General features: G+C 65.5%; 16 protein-coding genes and 1 riboswitch. Of the genes, 4 read left to right on the top strand and 12 right to left on the bottom strand.

Going from position 1 to position 19032, the window contains the following annotated elements; all coding sequences use genetic code 11:
• Positions 1-3: 3 nt before the first annotated feature.
• Positions 4-1215 (bottom strand): type II secretion system F family protein, encoded by a 1212-nt coding sequence (locus AKN83_RS24990; protein ID WP_050403402.1) that lies wholly within the window; start codon positions 1213-1215, stop codon positions 4-6.
• Between the two features lie 4 nt (positions 1216-1219).
• Positions 1220-2896 carry a GspE/PulE family protein gene (locus AKN83_RS24985; protein WP_050403401.1) on the bottom strand — a complete coding sequence of 559 codons (1677 nt, stop codon included), beginning with the start codon at positions 2894-2896 and terminating at the stop codon, positions 1220-1222.
• 319 nt (positions 2897-3215) lie between these two features.
• Between AKN83_RS24985 and gspD the strand changes: the two genes are divergently transcribed.
• Together gspD and AKN83_RS24975 are read left to right on the top strand one after the other, a co-directional pair.
• Positions 3216-5579, top strand: coding sequence for a type II secretion system secretin GspD (gene gspD, locus AKN83_RS24980; protein ID WP_172803604.1), 2364 nt, complete (start codon positions 3216-3218; stop codon positions 5577-5579).
• A 76-nt stretch (positions 5580-5655) separates the two neighbouring features.
• The gene (locus AKN83_RS24975; RefSeq protein WP_050403453.1) at positions 5656-6132 is read left to right on the top strand and encodes a tetratricopeptide repeat protein; all 477 of its coding nucleotides are present in this window, start codon (positions 5656-5658) and stop codon (positions 6130-6132) included.
• A gap of 6 nt (positions 6133-6138) precedes the next feature.
• On the opposite strand, the gene AKN83_RS24970 is transcribed toward AKN83_RS24975, so the two are convergent.
• The 6 genes from AKN83_RS24970 to AKN83_RS24945 all read right to left on the bottom strand — a co-directional run bounded on the left by AKN83_RS24970 (position 6139) and on the right by AKN83_RS24945 (position 15351).
• Positions 6139-7638 (bottom strand): peptidase, encoded by a 1500-nt coding sequence (locus AKN83_RS24970; RefSeq protein ID WP_050403400.1) that lies wholly within the window; start codon positions 7636-7638, stop codon positions 6139-6141.
• 2 nt (positions 7639-7640) lie between these two features.
• On the bottom strand, positions 7641-9923 hold the full coding sequence (locus AKN83_RS24965) for a TonB-dependent receptor (protein ID WP_050403399.1): 2283 nt from the start codon (positions 9921-9923) through the stop codon (positions 7641-7643).
• A 106-nt stretch (positions 9924-10029) separates the two neighbouring features.
• Positions 10030-10224, bottom strand: a riboswitch (cobalamin riboswitch).
• A 152-nt stretch (positions 10225-10376) separates the two neighbouring features.
• Positions 10377-11306, bottom strand: coding sequence for a CobW family GTP-binding protein (locus AKN83_RS24960; protein WP_050403452.1), 930 nt, complete (start codon positions 11304-11306; stop codon positions 10377-10379).
• Position 11307: 1 nt separating this feature from the next.
• Positions 11308-12798, bottom strand: coding sequence for an amidohydrolase family protein (locus tag AKN83_RS24955; RefSeq protein WP_050403398.1), 1491 nt, complete (start codon positions 12796-12798; stop codon positions 11308-11310).
• Positions 12799-12949: 151 nt separating this feature from the next.
• Positions 12950-13342, bottom strand: a complete 393-nt coding sequence (locus AKN83_RS24950) for a hypothetical protein (RefSeq protein ID WP_063695507.1) — start codon at positions 13340-13342, stop codon at positions 12950-12952.
• 152 nt (positions 13343-13494) lie between these two features.
• A complete protein-coding gene (locus AKN83_RS24945) occupies positions 13495-15351 on the bottom strand; it encodes an ABC transporter ATP-binding protein/permease (RefSeq protein WP_050403397.1) in 1857 nt (618 codons plus the stop codon).
• Positions 15352-15550: 199 nt separating this feature from the next.
• Here AKN83_RS24945 and rpmE point away from each other — a divergent pair, with 199 nt between their 5' ends.
• Positions 15551-15778: a 50S ribosomal protein L31 gene (rpmE, locus tag AKN83_RS24940; RefSeq protein WP_016845230.1), complete on the top strand. Its 228-nt coding sequence runs from the start codon at positions 15551-15553 to the stop codon at positions 15776-15778.
• Between the two features lie 86 nt (positions 15779-15864).
• On the opposite strand, the gene AKN83_RS24935 is transcribed toward rpmE, so the two are convergent.
• A complete protein-coding gene (locus AKN83_RS24935; RefSeq protein WP_050403396.1) occupies positions 15865-16482 on the bottom strand; it encodes a LysE family translocator in 618 nt (205 codons plus the stop codon).
• Positions 16483-16625: 143 nt separating this feature from the next.
• Entirely contained in the window at positions 16626-17252 is a 627-nt protein-coding gene (locus tag AKN83_RS24930; protein ID WP_050403395.1) for an FMN-binding negative transcriptional regulator, read from the bottom strand.
• A 59-nt stretch (positions 17253-17311) separates the two neighbouring features.
• Between AKN83_RS24930 and AKN83_RS24925 the strand changes: the two genes are divergently transcribed.
• Positions 17312-17632 carry a hypothetical protein gene (locus AKN83_RS24925; protein WP_050403394.1) on the top strand — a complete coding sequence of 107 codons (321 nt, stop codon included), beginning with the start codon at positions 17312-17314 and terminating at the stop codon, positions 17630-17632.
• 15 nt (positions 17633-17647) lie between these two features.
• Here the strand turns inward: AKN83_RS24925 and rcdA are convergent, their stop codons facing one another.
• On the bottom strand, positions 17648-18160 hold the full coding sequence (rcdA, locus tag AKN83_RS24920; protein ID WP_050403393.1) for a protease adaptor protein RcdA: 513 nt from the start codon (positions 18158-18160) through the stop codon (positions 17648-17650).
• A gap of 598 nt (positions 18161-18758) precedes the next feature.
• Positions 18759-18950 carry a DUF1192 domain-containing protein gene (locus AKN83_RS24915; protein ID WP_050403392.1) on the bottom strand — a complete coding sequence of 64 codons (192 nt, stop codon included), beginning with the start codon at positions 18948-18950 and terminating at the stop codon, positions 18759-18761.
• Positions 18951-19032: the final 82 nt, after the last annotated feature.

Here is a 19032-nt window from a genome sequence, read left to right as displayed (position 1 = left end):
GCTCTAACCGACTAGCTGCGTGACCGACAGCAGCGCCGTCATGACCGACACGATCAGCCCGCCGACGACGGTGCTGATGGTGATGATCGCCAGCGGACCAACGATGCCGACGACACGGTCCAGGCTGCGCTGCAATTTTGCTTCGTAGAATTCCGCGACCCGCCCGGCCAGCACCGGCAGCTGCCCGGTCTCTTCACCGAGCCGCAGCATGCGGACCGCCATCGGCGGCAGGCTGTCCGCCACGGCGAGCGCTTCCGATAGTTTTCCGCCGTGGCGGACGCGGTCGGCGGCGGCGGTCCAGTTCGCCTCGCTGCCGGTCACCGCCATGATGTCGACGAGGATGCGCAATGCGGCCGTGAGGTTGACGCCGCTGCCGAGCAGGACGCCCAGATTGCGGCAGAACAGGCTGGCGCGATAGAACTGGAAGGCGCTGCTGATGCCCGGCACCCGCGAGATGCCATTGACCAGCGCAGCGCGCACGCGCGCCTGCCGGAGCAGCCACCACGCGAGCGCAATCGTCGCCGCACTGATCAGGCTTGCCGCCGTGGCATTGGCGCGCAGGAAATCCGACACCGCGATGAAGCTGGCGAGCGCCGTATCCGACTTGCCGCCGAAATCGCCGAGCACGGTCGAGAATTGCGGCAGCACGAACAGCAGGAAGAACAGCATCACGCCGGATGCCGCGACCAGCACGAAGGCAGGATATTGCATCGCGTCGGTCAGCTTGCGCCGCATCTGCTCGGAGCGCGCGCGCTCGGTCCCCAGCATCTCCAGCACCGAATCGAGTGTGCCGGAGATTTCCCCGACCCGGACCAGGGCGATGTACATCGGCTGGAACAGGGTCGGATGATCCGCCACCGCGTCGGCAAAACTCTCGCCGGTGAGCAGGGCGGCGCGGATCTTCGCCACCACCGGACGCATCCGGCCGACATCGGCATCGCCCGACAGCAGCTCCAGGGCATCGTCGAGCCGCGCGCCGGCCTTCAGCAGCAGCGCGAGATCGCGCGTGAACGTGGTGACCTCGGCAGCACTCGGCCCGCCGAACAGGCTGCGGCCACCGGCGGCACCGGATGCGCGCTTGTCCTCGGTGGTTTCGATCGGCAGCAGCTTGAGATATTCGATCCGTCGCGCCACCTCGGCTGCGGTCGGGGCGGCGATCGTGCCGTTGACGATCTCGCCGGTCTGGGTCAACGCGCGGTAGCGATAATTCGGCACGACGTCACCGCACCGTCGCAACGCGGAGGATCTCGGCGGGCGAGGTCAGTCCGGCACGGCATTTGGCAACCCCGTCATCGAGCATCGTGGTCATGCCCGCCTTGATCGCCATGGCATCGATCTTCAGTCCGTCGGTTCGCTCTCCGATCAGTTCGCGCAGTTCATTGGACAATTCGAGCAACTCGAACACGCCGAGCCGGCCGCGATAGCCGGTCCCGCCGCAACGTTCGCAGCCGCACGGCTCCTGAATGATCTCGCCTGCCCGGAACCCGAGCACGGCGAGCCGGGGCTCCTCGGTTAAATCGGCGGCTGCCAGCGGCCGCGCCGTCTTGCAGCGCTCGCACAATTGCCGGACCAGCCGCTGCGCGATCACGCCGCGCAGCACTGAACGCAGCAGATAGCCTTCGACCCCGAGGTCGAGCAGGCGCGGCACCGCGGCGGCCGCCGTCTCGGTGTGCAGCGTCGTCAGCACCAGATGCCCGGTCAGCGCCGCATGCACCGCGACATGCGCGGTCTCGGAGTCTCTGATTTCACCGACCATGATGACGTCGGGGTCCTGACGAACGAAGGACCGCAGAGCGGTTGCGAAGGTCAGACCGATCGCCGGCTTGACCTGGGACTGGTTGACGCCGGGGATCTCGTATTCGACCGGGTCCTCGATCGTCAGAATCTTGCGGCTGGGCTCATTGAGGATCGACAGGATCGTCGCCAGCGTCGTGGTCTTGCCACTTCCGGTCGGTCCCGTGATCACGACCATGCCGTATGGCAGCTTCAGCAGCCGCCGCAGCCTGGCTTCGTCGGGCTCGGAGAATCCCAACTTCTCGACGACCAGCAGGCCGCGATCCTTGGGCAGGATGCGGATCACGGCGGATTCGCCGTGTTGCATCGGCATGATCGCGACGCGGATATCGATGTCGGTGCGCCCGGCCCGCAGCCGCGCCGCGCCGTCCTGCGGCAGGCGACGCTCGGCGATGTTGAGATTGGCGATGATCTTGATGCGCGAGACCACCGCCTGTGGCAGCACCCCCGACAGCGCCGCGACCGGCCGCAGCAGGCCATCGATGCGCAACCGCACCATGAGCCCGGCGGCAAACGGCTCGATATGGATATCGCTGGCACGCAGCTCGACCGCCTTCTCGATCAGATCATTGACCGCGCGCACCACCGGCGCGCCGCTGGCGAGATCGCGCAGGCTCTCGATGTCGTCTTCGCGGGGCAGCGCCGCCGCCGTATCGGCGGCCTCGGCCTCCTCAGTGCTGGAAGAATTGTTCAGCGCGATGGCGACGTCTTCCGACGATGCCACCTTCACATCGATGCCGGCGCCGAGCACGATCTGTGCCGCCCGCAGCGTTGCCTGATCGGTCGGGTCGACCACCGCGAGGACGGTGCTCCCATCGGCCGCCCGGCACGGATAGACCATGGTCTCGCGCAGGAAACGCGGCGAGAACGCACCGACCAGCGGTTCGGCCGAGGTCATATCCTGGAGCGTCAGTCGGCCGAGCGCGAAGAAGCGCGCGGCCTCATCGGCGAATTCGGTCGGTGAGAGGCTGGTGACCTCCCACAGCTTCAACTGCCTGACGTCGGCGCCCAGCCCGCTCCGCTCAGGCGATCCGTCGGTCTGCGCCAGGTGGTTGTTCTGACGGAGATAATCCACGAACCGAACGGACAGGTCGTTGGCCATTCTCGATATCCCGCCACACTATCCAGGATCAGTCCGTGCCATCCGCCGCAGCGTTGGGCTCCCGGCAATTCTGCGGTTATCGATCCGAAGTGTGACAGCTGTGCGAAGTCACATCGTTCGCTCCGCTCAAGAACGCTTGACGTGGCTTCGCGGACACGACGGCGCGCCGCGCGGCATGGTTCTGGTGCGATGCGATGGCCGGAACGACAATCATGTAACCAATTTATTTCTGTCATGTTCGATCGCTAAGACTGCGCTGGGGTAGGACCGATCGTCGCAAGTCCATCGAAATTTCAGTCAGTCAGAGCGAAGGGCCTTCATGCAACGCGCAGGCACAGTGGGCCGCTGCCCGACGATCCGTGGCGGCCTGGCAGCCATTTTTGCCCTGACGTCACTGGGGTTGCTGGCGTCGTGCAATTCCGCGACGGTCGGCGAGAGCGTCGACGCATCCCAGGTCGACGTCACCGACAAGGTGCGATCGCTCGATCTCCTGCCGCGCCAGCCGCAACCGGTGGGCGGGCTGGCGGCGGCGGGCGGCAGCCAGGGCGGCAGCGTCCGTGCGGCGATGTATGAGGGAAGCGACGTAACAGCCGTCGCCGATGCGCGGCCGCAGCCGGCGTCGAACGGCAATGGCTTCGATCTGAATTTCGAGAGCACGCCGGTGGCGACCGTCGCCAAGGTCGTGCTCGGCGACATCCTGCATGTCGGCTACACCATCGACCCGCGGGTACAGGGCACGGTGAGCCTGGTGTCGGTCCGCCCGGTGCCGAAATCCGACATGGTCTTCGTGCTTGAAAACGCGCTGCGCCTGAGCGGCGTAGTGCTATTGAAAGATACCGCGGGCTATCGCCTGACGCCGCTCGGCGACGCGGTCGGCGGCGGCCGCGTCGACGCCGCGGCGGCCAATCCCGAACCCGGATTCGGCATCTCGGTGGTCCCCCTGCAATATGTGTCGGCGCAGACCCTGCTGAAGCTGACCGACAGCTTCGCCACCAGAGCGGGCTCGATCCGCGCCGACACGACGCGCAATCTGCTTCTGATCCAGGGCACTGGCGCCGAGCGCCGCACCGCGGTCGACACCGTGCTCAGCTTCGACGTCGACTGGATGCGCGGCCAATCGGTCGGCATCTTCCCGATCTCGAGCGGCTCGCCCGCGCCTGTCATTGCCGAGCTGGAGAAGATCGTCGATTCCGGCGAGAACGGCCTCAGCCAGAACGTCATCAAGTTCATGCCGATCGCGCGGCTCAACGCGGTGCTGGTGGTGACCAAGAAGCCGGACATGCTGCACACGGCGGCGACCTGGATCAAGCGCCTCGACCGCAACGACACCGCGCGCACCTCGGTCCATGTCTACCGCGTCAAATACGGCGATGCGCGCCAGATCGCGCGGGTTCTGACCGACATGTTCCTCGGCGGATCGTCCGGCAATCTGCTCGACAGTGCCGACAGCCAGCTCGCGCCCGGCTCCGGCACCTCGTCGACGTCGAGCGTCGCCGATCGTCTGTCGCTCAACAACAACTCGAATTCGAGCATGGGTGGCTTCGCGTCCCGCGGCACTTCAGGAACAGGCGCCACCGGCCAGGGATTTGGCGCCGGCGGGCAAGCGAACAATCCCAACAATCAAGGTCAGGGCAACAATGCGGCACTGGATAGCGGCCGCGGCGCCAGCTCTGCCAGCGGCCAGCCCGTCATGCAGGACGTGCGGATCACGCCCGATGTCGTGAACAACAATCTCCTGATCTATGCCGACCAGGCCAACTACCGCATCATCGAGGCGACGCTGGTGCAGATCGACGAGCCGCAGCTCCAGGTCGCGATCGACGCGACGATTGCCGAGGTCACGCTCAACAACACCTTGTCCTATGGCGTGCAGACCTATCTCACCAGCCGGAGCCTCGGCCTGAAGCCGAACATGGGCTCGTTCACAGGCACGCAGTCCACCACGGCACCTACCACCACCGTCGACCCGACCACCGGTGTCGCCTCCGTCGCCGGTTCAGTCACCAATGCCTTCATCAACCGGGCCTTCCCGGGCTTCAACTTCCTGATCGGGTCGGAGACCCAGCCGAGCCTGATCCTAGATGCGCTGCATGCCGTCACTAGCGTCAAGGTGCTCTCCAATCCGTCGCTGGTCGTGATCAACAACCAGGTGGCGACCTTGCAGGTCGGCGACGTCGTCCCGGTCTCGACCGGCAGCGCGACGGTGCTGACCACGAGCAACACGGTGGTCAACACCATCGACTATCGCAACACCGGCATCATCCTGAAGGTCTCGCCGCGCGTCAGCGTCAACGGCACCGTGCGGCTCGATATCGAGCAGGAAATCAGCAACGTTCCCCAAAGCAGCACGGTCAACCTGACGCCGACGGTGTCGGAACGGCGGGTCAAGAGCCAGATCTCGGTGGCCAACGGCCAGACCGTGCTGCTGGCCGGCCTGATCAGCGAACAGCAGAGCGGCAACCGCAATGCGCTTCCGGTGCTCGACCAGATCCCCGGCCTTGGCGATGCCTTCGGGCATCAGAGCAACGGCACCCAACGCACCGAGTTGATCATCTTCATCCGCCCGCAGATCATCCGCAACGGTTCCGACGCCCAGACCGTGGCCGAGGAGCTCCGATCGAAACTGCGCGGCAGCATCGCCACGACAACGACCAATGCGCCGATCACCACCAGCTATCACTGAGCCGGGCGAAGGAACGCTCCGCATGCTCACGCAACGGACAAGCCTCGGCGGGTCGCTCGCCGTCGTGCTTTGGGCCATGACGGCGTCGGTCGCAAGCGCCGATAGCGTCGCGCGCGGAGCGGCCGCGTTCCATCGCGCCGATTATTTCAGGGCGGCTCAAGAGCTCGCGCCGGCCGCCGAGCGCGGCAATCCAAGAGCCCTCGGCATGCTCGGCTTCATGTATGAGCACGGCTTCGGCGTGCCGCAGGCCTACGCTGCTGCCGCCGATCTCTATTATCGCGGCGCCGTGCAGGGCGACCCGTTCGCGCAGGCCCAGCTCGGCTTGCTGTACGACAAGGGCCACGGCGTTCCGAACGACTACGTGCTGGCCTACAAATGGCTCAATCTGGCGGCGGCCCGCAGCAACGGACGGCAGCGCGACGCGTATTTCCGCCTCCGCGATGCGGTCGCATCAAAACTCTCGACCTACGAGATCATTGCCGGCCAACGGTTTGCATTGGGATGGGTTCCGGAGCAGCCGGCGGCGGCGGACGTGCACCTGACGGTGAAGTAGCGGCAGCTATCGCGACGTCTGCATCGGGTTCGTAGGCGCATATCTCCTTCGCAGCTTCCACCGCCGCAACCGGCGCCAGCCGATCACGATCCCGCTGACCGAGACGATGGTGCCGACCGCGGACAGCAGCCAAACCACGACGTCGCGCGCCGGCGCGATGCGCAGCAGCAGCGGAAAGTCCATGCTGTGAAGCGCGTTGAACAGCCAGCGATAGGACCGGCGGCTGTCGTCGCTGCGCTCGAGGATTTCGGCGGTGACGGGCGAGACATGCAGCCAGGTGTGGGCGGGATCGGCGAGGCCGATCCGCAACACGGGAAACTCGCGCATCTGGTGCAGACTGTACCAATAGGCGTCCGGCTGCTCCAGCTGTTGCGCCGATATCATCGCAACTCCCGGCATTGCGCGTCGGGCAGCTGCGATGATCTCGTCACGCGAGAGCGTCACGGGTGCGCCGGTCGCGGGATCGGCGAGGCTGCGGCGGCCGCCGCCGGCGTCGAGTACCATCAGCCGGCGCCCGCCGATCCAGACGAAGCGCGCCTCCACCGCCGATACCTGTGGCGGCGACGGCAAGCTAGCGGCGATATCGGGCGTGTCGTGGCCGCTGTAGCCGACCGCGATCTCGCGCGTGAGGCCGCGGCCGGAGAACGCGCCGCCGGGATTGAGCGACAGCCAGCCGCTGAACATCCAGGTGAAGACGAAGGTGCCACCGACGAGGCCGGCGATATGATGCCAGGCCATCCAGCCACGATAGGGCGAGACGGCGCCGTCAGCGTAGCGGCGCGCCAGCCGCAGGCGGAGAATACCGATCCAGAAGCCGGTGACCGCGACGACCAGACACACCCCCGAGATCCACAGCACCACGTCCCGCCACAGCGGGCCATCCTTGCGCAGCACGGTCGGATAGATCCAGTGCGGGATCGATCCGAGCCAGTTCCAGACACGTTCCCGCCGAGTGGTGTCGAGCGCGATCTCGCCGCCGCGCGAGGAGACGTAAAGCTCGGTGCCGTCGGCGTCGCCGAGGCCGATCAGATAGAGCGGCCGCAGCGGATCGAAGCGCGCGGTGACCGACCATTGATCGCGCGTCACCGTATCGAGCAGTTGCGGCTGCACCGCATGCGGGTGATGCCGGGCGACAGCAAGAGCCTGATCCGGCGTGATGCCGTCGATCAGGCGGCCGTCGATTGCAGAAATGGTGACGGTGGCTCCCTTCCAGCCGGTCACGCGATAGACCGGAATGTCGTCCATCATCGAGAGCCGGAGATCGCGAGGATAGCGCTCCATGCCCGCGATCGCCATCGCGCGATCGGGAGCGACCTGCACCTTGCCCCACGAAAGGACAGGGAGCGCGGACAGGCGCTCGCTGTCGGTGAGGCGCGGAAACGCCACGTACATCATGACGAGGCCGGAGACGAACCACATCGCGAACAACAGACACGTCGCAATGCCGATCCAGCGATGGACGACATAGAGCGATCGCCGCGCGCGCCGGATCAGAGCCTTGCGCATGATCAGAACTTCACGTTGACGGAGAGTTCGGCGGTACGCGGCATGCCGAGCAGCCACTGCCCGGTCCCGTTCGAGGTCACCGCGTAGGCCTTGTCGAACAGATTGTAGACGCGGAACGCGACCGTGGTGCGGTCGTCGGGCTTCCATTTGATGCCGCCATTGACCACATTGTACCCCGGCCGCAGCTGGGTGTTGGCAAGATCGGAGTACATCGCACCGACGATCTGCACGCCGCCATAGACCGACCAGTTGGGCGCGAAGTCCCAGGTCAGCCAGACGTTCGCGACCTGCTGCGGCACGTTGACCGGGACATTGCCGTTGTAGCTGACGATCTTGCCGCCGACCACCTGGCTGTTGTTGTCGTATCGCGCACGCAACAGCGCAAGATTGGCGTCGACGCGCCAGCCATCGTTCAGCGCGAGCCCGACCGATCCTTCGACGCCCCGGGATGATTGCTGGCCGATCTGCAGCGCGACGCCTGCGGTGGGATTGCTGGGATCGGGAATCGTGAGCCCGGTCTTGACGATCTCGTAAGCAGCCAGCGTCCACTCGCCGCGGCCGCCCCAGAACGATTGCTTGACCCCGACCTCGGTCTGCTTGCCGGTCGCGAGCTGGAAGGTTTTCTGCGAGACCGGCAGCGAGATCAGATTGCCGACCGGATCGACGCCGACCGCATACTGGCCATAGTACGCGAGATTCTTGATCGGCTCGTAAACCAACCCGGTGCGCCAGCTGGTGCCCGACAGCGAAACGCCAAAGCTGTTCCCTGGCGTCCTGTAGTCGGTTCGATCGATATCGGGACGATCATATCTGACGCCGGTGACCAGCGACAATTGATCGGTCAGCGACAGCCGATCTTCGGCGAACAAGGCGTATTGATTGACGATCGAGTTGAAGCCGGGCGCAGTCGCAGACGACGTCGCGAAGAATGAGCCGGGATCGAAGACGTAAGGATTGACCGACGATGCGCCGCCATAGGGCGAGTTGTTGGTGTGGGTGAAGTCGATCCGGTTGACGTCGAACCCGGCGACGAACTGGTTCGCGAGCCCGAACACATGACCGCTGAAGGTCGCATCCATCCGGTTGCCGACCTGCTTCTGGTCGTGAAATATCTCGATATAGTTGGAGCGATCGATCAGCTGGGTCTTCGGATTCCAGGTGTAGTTCTCGATGTCGCGCCAGTGTCGCTCGCTGGTCAGATAATACAGCGTGTTATTGACCTTGATGCCGTCGGCAACGTCCCACTCGGTCTTGAACTGGGTCCAGCTGTCCTGGTAGCGGATCGCGCTGTTCAACGCGTTGTAGTTCTTGAAGCGCAGTGCGTCCTGGATCGATCCGCCAACCAGCGGCGTGCCGAAATAGCGCGACGGGCTGCGGTCGCCGTAATCCTCCGACAGTGTGAAGGCGAGATTGTCCGAGGCCTGCACCCGCACGGCGGCGGAGACCACTGCATTCGAGGTCTTGTCGCGATCGACCCAGCCGTCCGACATGTTGCCGGTGGCGTTGATGCGATAGGACACATTGGGATTGATCGGGCCGGTGCTGTCCACCGACAGCCGTCGCGTCATGTTGCTGTCGAGCGAGACCTCGGCCTCGTTAGCGGGCGTACCCTGCGGCTTCTTCGGAACGACGTTGATGACGCCGCCGATCGCGCCTTCGCCGTACAGCACCGAGGCCGGGCCTCGCAGCACCTCGATGCGCTGCGTCGACCAGGTGTCGTAGGGGAACGTCAGGGTGCCGGAGCCGATATAAAAGCGGGTACCGTCATACAGCGTCATCACCGAATTGCTGCCGGCAAAGCCGCGGGTGCTGAACGACAGGCCGCCATTGCCCGGCGCCGGCGTGGCGATGAACCCGGCCGCATTCTGGGTGACGGCATCGAGCACATTATGCTGGCCGCGTTCGGCGATGGTCTGCGCCGTGATGATCTCGACGCTGGCCGGCGTCTGCAGCGGCGTCAGATTGAGACGACTGCCGGTGCCGCCCTGCGTAGTGGCGTTGAGCGTCGGCGGCGCCGATCCCGACGCGCCTGAGGCTGCGGCACGCGGCGCGGCTGCTGTTGCCGCCGCCGTTGCAGGTCTGGCGCGTGCCCGCGACAACGACGCCGAGTTGCGGCTTCGCGCCATGGACTTAGGCTTTCCGGACGTCGAGGGTGCGATCTCGATCGGATCGAGCGTGGTGGGCGGAGGTGTCTGTGCTCCGGCTTCAGCCGGCAGCAGCAGCGATAGCAGGGAGCAAACGAGACCGAGGCGCCATTTCCGCGCAGCGGGAGAGGACGGAGACATGAAAGGACTCGCGGTAACGTGGCACGTCACCGCGAACGCGGACTGGCGCATTGCCGAAAAGGCAGTGCTCCGATCCCACCAGGACGCCCCCGCCCGATGTGCTCGCGTGTGACCACGACTGACGGCAGGTCTCCTGGCTCACGGGTCATCGCCTGTCGACGCCTTCCCGGGCCGATGGCCCAGTGGCAGATTGACGAAAGGCTCGCCGTTTACAGTTGCGGGGACAGCTGCGGCATTGGGGTTACCCTCGCACCGCATTCCCTTTTGATCCCCGAAGGGAACCGTCGCCAAAAACGATAGGTGCTGACGGCAGAGCTGTCAATTCGATGCGATTGTCGCACACATGCTTTGCGGGATCGTGCTGCGGCGATGACACGTCTGCGGATGGCGTGACGAAGTGATCCGTCATCCTTGAGGAGCCGCGTAGCGCGTCTCAGGATGACGGGAAACGCATCACTCAGCTTCGACGCAGCCCTGCATCACCTCGTCGATCTCGGCGCGCGACAGCGCGCCCAGCTCGGCGATGAACACGATTCGCGTGCGCGGCACGCCGGGTGCCGGCACGCCGCCGGTAGCCAACGTCGCGCGGCCGCCGGCGAGCTGAAATACCGTCAGCCGCCCGGGCTGCTCCACCGTCTCGAACAATCCCTTCGCGCGCGCCAACTTCGGCGCCAGTCTGCCGATCGCCTGCTGCAGGCGCGGCAGCGCTACCTTCCGCTCCGAGCTCCAACTCAGCGTCTCAAACCGATCGGACACCGGCCGTCGCGGCGCGGTCTCGCGCGGCGCTGGCACATGATCGAGATCGGCCGGAAAAACCAGTTCGGCCGGCACCTCGCCATGCAACGCATCGACGATCACCGCAGTCGGCCGTACCGCGCGCACGGCATCGCGGATCGCGGCGCAGGCGGCTGCATCAGAGAGATCCACCTTGCTCAGCGCCACCACGTCGGCAGCCCGCAACTGCGACCGCAGCAGCGCATCGTCCAGCGCGGCGACCGGCTGCGTCGCGTCGACCACGCACAGCACGGTCTCCAGCGGCGCCTCCTTCCAGATCACGGGATCCATCAGGTTGCGCACGATGTCGGCGGGATCGGCGATCCCGCTGGTCTCGATCACGATGAATTCGGGACGCGGATCGCGCCGCAGCAGCGTTGCGAGCGTGCGCAGCAGATCGCCTTCCAGCGTGCAGCAGATGCAACCATTGCTCAGGCTGACCACGCCGTCGCTGGCGCCGGCGATCAGTTCCGCGTCGATATTGATCGCGCCGAAGTCGTTTACCACCGCGGCGATGCGCCGCCCTTGCGCATGCGCCAGCAGATGGTTGACGACCGTGGTCTTGCCCGCCCCGAGAAAACCCGCGACCAGCAGGATCGGGACCGGCACGTTAGCCTCCGACAACGGGTCGGCGTACCGGACGGCCAGGCCGTGCCGCGACGTCGAGGACGCCATCATTGATCAGCGGCTGGCCGCTGACCACGAGGTGCCGCACGCCTTCCGCCGGGCGATTCATCGCCGAGAAGGTCGCGCGGTCGCTCAGCGTCTCGAAGTCGAACACCACGACATCGGCGTCCGCGCCCGCCTGCAGCCTGCCCTTGGCGCGCATCGCCGGCGTGCTCGCAGAGAGAATCTCGGCCGGGATCAGCGCGCATTTGCGGATGCCCTCGAGCAGGGACACCTTCCTGCGCTCGCGCACCCATTCGCGGATGAAGCGGGTAAAGCAGCCGGCCGAACGCGGATGCGAAGTCGCATCCTCGGGCAGCGGCCAGGCGTCGCCGGTGTAGGGGCGGCCATCCGACAGTGTCCACGGCATCGCGTCGGACGCGATCGCGCCGCCCGGATACAGCACCGCCATGTCGAGCAGGTCGCGATGGTGCTGATTGTTCTCGATATCGAGCACATGCCACAGCACCAGCGTCGAGGGCTCCGCGGCCTGCGCCGCCAGCAGTTCCTCGCGGCTGCCGAAGCGATGACCGTCAGTCACGCGCTGCACCGAATCATAGCCGAGGCCGTTGCGTTCCTCGAATTTCGGATCGCTGAAGAAGGTCGCCGCCAGCACCGTCGATCCGGTGCCGTAGGGATAGGCCTCGACCGTGATCGGCAACCCCTGCGCCTGCGCCTTGGCGATCAGCGCTACGCAGCGCTCGATATCGATCTTGCTCGACGAGTTGAAATGGCAGATGTGCATATGCGCGCCGGTGGCGCCGGCATAGCCGATCAGGCGGATATAGGCTTCGGCCGCGCTCTCGGGATCGATGCGCGACATGTAGGCGACGTGGGTGAAGGTCGGCACCGCATGATCAGCCGCGAGCTGGCACACCGCGGTCAATTCCTGCACGCCGGCGCCCGGCGCATAGGCGTTGAGAATGCCGATGCCGATGCCGCCCTCGTTCAGTCCGTTGGCAAGGCGCGCGAGGATGCCGCCGACCTCGCCTTCGGTCGCCACGTTCTCGATCCAGCGGCGATCGCGCATCGCTGCGCCGAACGATTCCAGCGAGCTTTCCGCATTCGAGCCGGTCATCGCACCGATCCGCGCGAACGCCCAGTTGGCCGCCGCGCCGTAGTTCAGCACCCGTCCCTTTTCGGCCTGCCGCTTGTACCAGGACCCCACCGGCAGCACGCCGGCCTCCAGGTCGAGCGACGTCGTCACCCCGTCGAACGCCTGCATGCGATCGGCCGGAATAGTCTGGCCATGCGCGTGCAGATCGATGAAGCCCGGCGCGACCACGAGCCCGGTGGCGTCGATCTGCCGCTCCGCGCCGCCGAGCCCCGTGCCGACCGCGGCGATCTTGCCGTCGACGACAGCGACGTCGCCGATCGCATCCATCCCGCTGGCCGGATCCACCACCCGGCCGCCGCTGATCACCAAACCACCCATCTCGCCACTCCCCGCATTCCGAATCCGACCGGTCTCTCGTCGGGCATAGAGAAGCGCATCGCACTGATCGCAGCAACCGGGCAACGGTTGTGGCGACATGCTCTGGCGGAATATCCCCCGTGCCGTGGCGGCGATTGCAGAGAGCCTCTCCCTACGTTCCGGTTGCGCGCCGCGGCGGCAGCCCCCGCCAGAGATCGTTGCCAGGCTTCACGCGGCTCGCCACGAGTTTCGGCGGCATGCGGTCCCTGGCGATCGCTGCTTCGACCGCGCGCTTGAGCCTGACGTTGTCGATCTGGGCCAGGAATCGCCCGATGACCGCGTCCTGGTCCACGCCCCGACCGGAGATCGCCGCGCACAGCTCCGCGGTCGTCCGGCGGAAGAAATGGAAGGCGTCATCGGCCGTGCCGCCCAGCCGGTCGACCTCGCCGGCCACACCGAGCGCGTGCATCCGATCGTCGTCATCGAGCGTCACCGCAAAGCGCAGCACGGCAAGCTGCCAGGCGCAGAGCAGCTTGCTCTCCTGTTCGGCCGCATTCTCGCGCATCAGTCGAACACCCCGCGCGCCGATGCTCCGTCAGGTGTCGAGGGAGGTCAGGCGCGGTGCGACTATCCTTGCGCGGGAATAGGTTTTCGAGGGGAGCGCGCGGGCGAATGCATAGAAATCGCATAGGCGGAGCGCACAGAGCTCCAATTCGCTCAAATCCCTTCGAATTGCAGCCGCGCCAGCCGCGCATAGAGACCATTGGCCGCCACCAGCTCGGCGTGGGTGCCCTGCTCGACGATCCTGCCCTGGTCCATGACCAGGATGCGGTCGCAGGACAGCACGGTCGCCAGCCGATGCGCGATCACCAGTGTCGTGCGATGGCGCATCAATTCCTCCAGCGCGGTCTGCACCAGCGTCTCGCTCTCGGCGTCGAGCGCCGAGGTCGCTTCATCCAGCAGCAGCAGCGGGGCATCGCGCAGGATCGCGCGCGCGATCGCAATGCGCTGGCGCTGGCCGCCGGACAGCGTCACGCCGCGCTCGCCGAGCTGGGCATCGAAGCCGTCGGGCAGCCGGCGCAGGAATTCGGTGGCATGCGCGAGGTCGGCGGCGCGCTCGACCTCGGCGTCGGTGGCGTCGGGCCGGCCGAACCGGATGTTGTCGCGGGCGCTCGCGGCGAACACCACGGAATCCTGCGGCACCAGCGCGATCCGCGCGCGCACCTCGGCCGGATCGGCCTGCCGGATCGGCACGCCGTCGAGCGAGATGGCACCCGATTTCGGATCATAGAAGCGCAGCAGCAGATGGAACAACGTGCTCTTGCCGGCGCCGGACGGCCCGACGATCGCGACCTTCTCGCCCGAGCGCACAGCCAGCGACACGCCATCGACCGCCAGCGCATTGGGCCGGGTCGGATAGGCGAAGCTGACATTGTCGAAGCCGACATCGCCGCGTGCCGGCTGCGGCAGCGCGCGCGGCGACGCGGGCGCTGCGATCTGCGGCCTGACACGCAGGATCTCGAACAGCCGTTCCGCCGCGCCCGATGCGGCCGAAACCTCGCCCCAGACCTCGCTGAGCTGGCCGAGGCCGCTTGCGGCGAATGCCGTGTAGAGAATGAACTGGCCGAGCCGGCCTGGGCTGATGGCGCCGATCAGCACGTCGTGCGAGCCGACCCACAGGATCACGACGACGCTGGCGAACACGATGAAGATCACGATCAAGGTCAGCACCGCGCGCGCCTTGGTCGAGCTGCGCGCGGCCTCATAGGCCTGCTCGACCTCGCCGGCAAAGCGCGTCCGGGCGAGCTTCTCGCCGGTATAGGCCTGCACGGTGCGGATCGCATTGACCAATTCGCTCGCATAGGCGCTGGCGTCGGCCAGCGTGTCCTGGGCGGTGCGCGACAGCCGCCGCACCCAGCGGCCGAACGCGACCAGCGGAATCACGATGATCGGAATCGCGAGCAGCACGAAGCCGGAGAGCCGCGGGCTGGTGATCACCATCATCGCGGCGGCGCCGCAGAACAGCATCACATTGCGCAGCGCGATCGACACCGAGGCGCCGACCGCGGACTTGATCTGGGTGGTGTCGGCGGTGAGGCGCGACACCAGTTCGCCGCTTCGTGCCGAATCGAAGAACGAGGGTGACAGCGAAATCAGATGCGCGAACACGTCGCGCCTGAGATCGGCGACGATACGCTCGCCGATCGTCATGACGAGGTAGTAGCGCGAGGCGCTGGCACAGGCGAGCACGGCGACGACCGCGATCATCACGCTGAAATAGCTGTTGATCATCGCGATGCCTTCGGGCGTGAAGCCCATGTCGATCATCCGTCGCACCGCGACCGGCACGATCAGCGTGGTGATCGCCGCAATCGTCAGCGAGATCAGCGCGAGGATCGCCCGCCCCTTGTAACGCGCCACATAGGGCGCGAGCGCAAGCAGAGGCCGCAGGCGGGCACGGCTCTTCGCCGGCTCCATGATCTGGCCCTCGATGAAAGCCCCCTCATCGAGCAACGCGTCGCGCGGCGGCTCGGGGGTGCCGCGAGGGGTCTCAAGCTGTTCGGCTACACTCATTGTATCTTAGACCGGTTCTATCGCCCCCCCACATAGGCCCGCCGAGCCCCGGCTGGCAAATCCGGTAAAGTCCCAATCCGGTGATGGGCTTGAGCCCGGTTTCTTGGCTTGTTTTGGCAGGCACCATGGGTTATAGAGCCGCCCAAATCCCGTATCCAATACATCTTGAGACGGGCGCTGGCGCGCCGAAGGAACTGTCATGAAAGCCGATATTCATCCGAACTATCATACGATTAAGGTCGTCATGACCGACGGCACCGAGTACCTGACCCGCTCGACCTGGGGCAAGGAAGGCGACACGCTGAACCTCGACATCGATCCCAAGTCGCACCCGGCCTGGACCGGCGGTACCCAGCAGCTGATGGACCGCGGCGGCCGCGTCTCGCGCTTCCAGAAGAAGTTCTCGGGCTTCCTCAAGAAGGACTAAAGTCCGCTTCGGGATCGCACGCAAAACGCCCCCGTTTCGGGGGCGTTTTTGTTTTGCAGGCGCCGCTCCGGGATCGAGCGTGCGACCTACCGATCCCCAAAGGCCAGCCGCGCGCCGAGCGCGACGAGGATGCTGCCGCCGATCCGCTGCATGGCCCGCTGCGATCTCTTCGAGCGCTGCAGCTTCGTCATCACTGCGCTGGCGAAGAACACGCAGACGATATCGACCGCCGAGAACGTCAGATTGACGGCCGCGCCGAGCAGGAACAGCTGGGCCCAGACCGGCAGGCCGGCCGACGCATCGACGAACTGCGGCAGGAACGCCAGGAAGAAAATCGCGGTCTTCGGATTGAGCACCTCGACGACAATGCTTTGCGCGAAGGCGCGCTCCGCGGAGAGCGGCGCAATTGTAGGACGCTTCGCGTCGTCGCGAGCGCGAAACAACGACAGCCCGAGCCAGACCAGATAGGCGGCGCCGACCAGCTTCATCGCTGTGAATAGCGGCGGCACCGCATGAAACAGTAGCGCAAGGCCTGCGGCCGCGGCGACGACATGGACATAGCCGCCGAGATGCAGGCCGAGCGAGGCCATCAGCCCCGCGCGCCGGCCGCCCGCGAGCGTACGGGCAGCGGCGTACAGCATGGCCGGCCCCGGGATCAGCGCGAAGGTCGCGGTCGTGATTGCGAAGGCAAGGTACAATTCCATGCGAGGGCTCAATCTCTAGACGATAGGGAGTTGAGCAGGCGCTTTTTCCTTGCCGTCATTGCGAGCGAAGCGAAGCAATCCATCTGTCCACATATGCCGATGGATGGATTGCTTCGTCGCTATCGCTCCTCGCAATGACAGTCTCACGTCGCCGGGATCATCGCCGCGACCTCACGGTCGACAGGATTGTCGCTGGCGCCAAGGCCCGCGATGACGCCGGCGCGGTCCTCGAGCTTGCGGTTCTGGCTCATCTTCTTCTTGGCGTCGATCCGTGTGATCGGCATCCGGAAGCCGACGATGCCGCGCAGCTGCGCCTTGATGAAATCGTCAGGCGCATCGCTGACCTGCCAGACCTCCTTGCGTGAGCTCTCGTGCAGCGCGGTCAGCCGGGTCACGACTTCGAGCAGACGATCGGCATCCTCGAAGAACTCGGCCGAGCCATAGGCGTGCACGGCAACGTAATTCCAGGTCGGCACCACCTTGCCATGCTCGGCCTTGGTCACATACCAGGACGGCGTCACATAGGCGTCGGGGCCCATGAAGATCGCCATCGCCTCGCCCACGGCGGGCAGCTTCCATTGCGGGTTGGGCCGCGCGACGTGACCATACAGCGTGCCGTAGTCGCCTTCGTTCTCATCGAGGATCAGCGGCAGTGGCGTGCCGATCAGCCCGTCGGCGGTTGCGGTGACCAGCGTCGCGAGCCTTGAGGCCCGCATCGCGGCATGGATCGGGCCGAGCTGTTCGATCTTGAAGTGTGGCGGCAGGTACATCGCGGACCTCTTGGCGGACCTCGTCAATTGCTGCTCGTACCATAGCGCTGGCGGCATACATGCGCGAGGGATTGTTCGAGACGCATATCAGGCTCATCCGCATCGTCTACGCCGCGCGACGCGCAACGCTGATCGCATCGCTTTCGCGTCACATGTCTGATGACGTGAAACTACAGCCGAGCGAAGGCACGCATCTTTTGCTGTGGCTGCGCAAGGTTTTGACGACGTGCAACTGGCGAAGACAGCGCCTGCCGATGCTCGGCTTTGGTGGCTTCGAGCCGGACGAGTTGGAGGCAGCGGCGATCCGGCTGCGGTGCGTGATGGATCAGCACACGTCACAGCGGCGGGCCAAGCCACGTCGCACAGAGGCATCACACTGAGTTGACTGTTCGGCCTTACTGCTCGAACGCGGCCTTGAGCCGGTTGAGCTGCGGCACCAGCGGGTTGCCGATCGACGAGCGATCCGGCGCCGGCGCGTGGATCGTGGTGTCGAGGCGGCGGACGCGCGCCTGCAAATCCATCGAACGCGCGATCAGAATCTGCAATTGCTCGGGCAACTTCTCAATCATGTCGACCGGACCGGGATCGGCAGCCGACAGCTTCACCTTGGTCTTCTCGCGATTGGCCTGGGTCAGCGTCATCTCGCCTTCCTTGACCGCGCGATGCAGCAGCAGCCAGGAGGCGAGCTGCATCAGCCGGGTGGTCAGGCGCATGCTTTCGGTGGCATAGGTCAGGCTGACGGACCGTTCCAGCGCCTTGGCCTCGGCACGCCCATCGCCGTCGAGATAGGCGGCGGTCTGCTCGACCAGGTCCATGCCTTCCCGGAACAGCACGCCGAATGCCGCAGAATTGGTCAGCCGTTCACTGAACAGCACAAGCCCGGCTTCGTTCTGGGAACGATCCGCCATGGTTAACGCCCTCACACCATCGTAACGCCCACTGGCATCTGACGCGCCAGCTTATGATGAACAAATCATTGCGCGGGCGCGCGGCAGAGTCCAGCCGCAACCGGATTTATGGTTTCCAACGGATAGGACGCACAAAAAAGAGCCGCCGTTTCCGGCGGCTTTTGAAGTTGATAACAGGGAGGCGTCAAACAGAGTGGACAGGAGCCACTCGGTGTCCAAACGAGGACAATGCAGTCATAATCGAGAAAGCTTAACCGATCGTAAATGAACGGATTTCTTCAGGCTTTGTTTGCCATGTCGGCCATTGACCTAGTTTGGGACAGGCGATCGCAGCATGTGAATGCGCAACCTGAATCGAGCGCGGCGAAGTCCGGGCACGATGCATGTTCTCCTTCCCCCTGGAAGGGGGAAGGTCGGGATGGGGGTCAGCCGCGGGCGACGCTGCGAGTGGAGAGGGCAGATCCCCACCCGCTTTGCTCTGGCGAGCAAAGCGACCTCCCCTTTTCAAGGGGAGGTGGAGAGCAGCGTAGCCCGGATAGCGCGGCCCCAGATTGCGCTTCGCTCTATCCGGGCTTCGGGGATCGAATGATGCAGCGCGCTACGACTTGAAGAACGCGTTCGCGGCGTCCTTCGACGCGCGTTTCTTGGTCATCGCTTCCTTCAGGCGATCGACCTCGGCATTGAGCAGCGCGATGCGCTCGGTCAATTCCTCGACCGACAGCAGCGAGAGATCCTGTCCGACCTCGTGGGTGATCTTCTTCCGCGGCCGGTCCTCATCCTCGATCGGCATGTGTCCTCCCCGCGATGGTGATCTGGCGCCGTGCGTCCAGCGATGCTAGATATCTGCGTGCAGGAGAATTTTGCAGTGACTT

This window comes from Bradyrhizobium embrapense (genome assembly GCF_001189235.2).
GTDB classification, from domain to species: domain Bacteria; phylum Pseudomonadota; class Alphaproteobacteria; order Rhizobiales; family Xanthobacteraceae; genus Bradyrhizobium; species Bradyrhizobium embrapense.
Note: the sequence above shows the minus strand (reverse complement) of the source record. Positions and strands in the feature narration are given on the sequence as shown.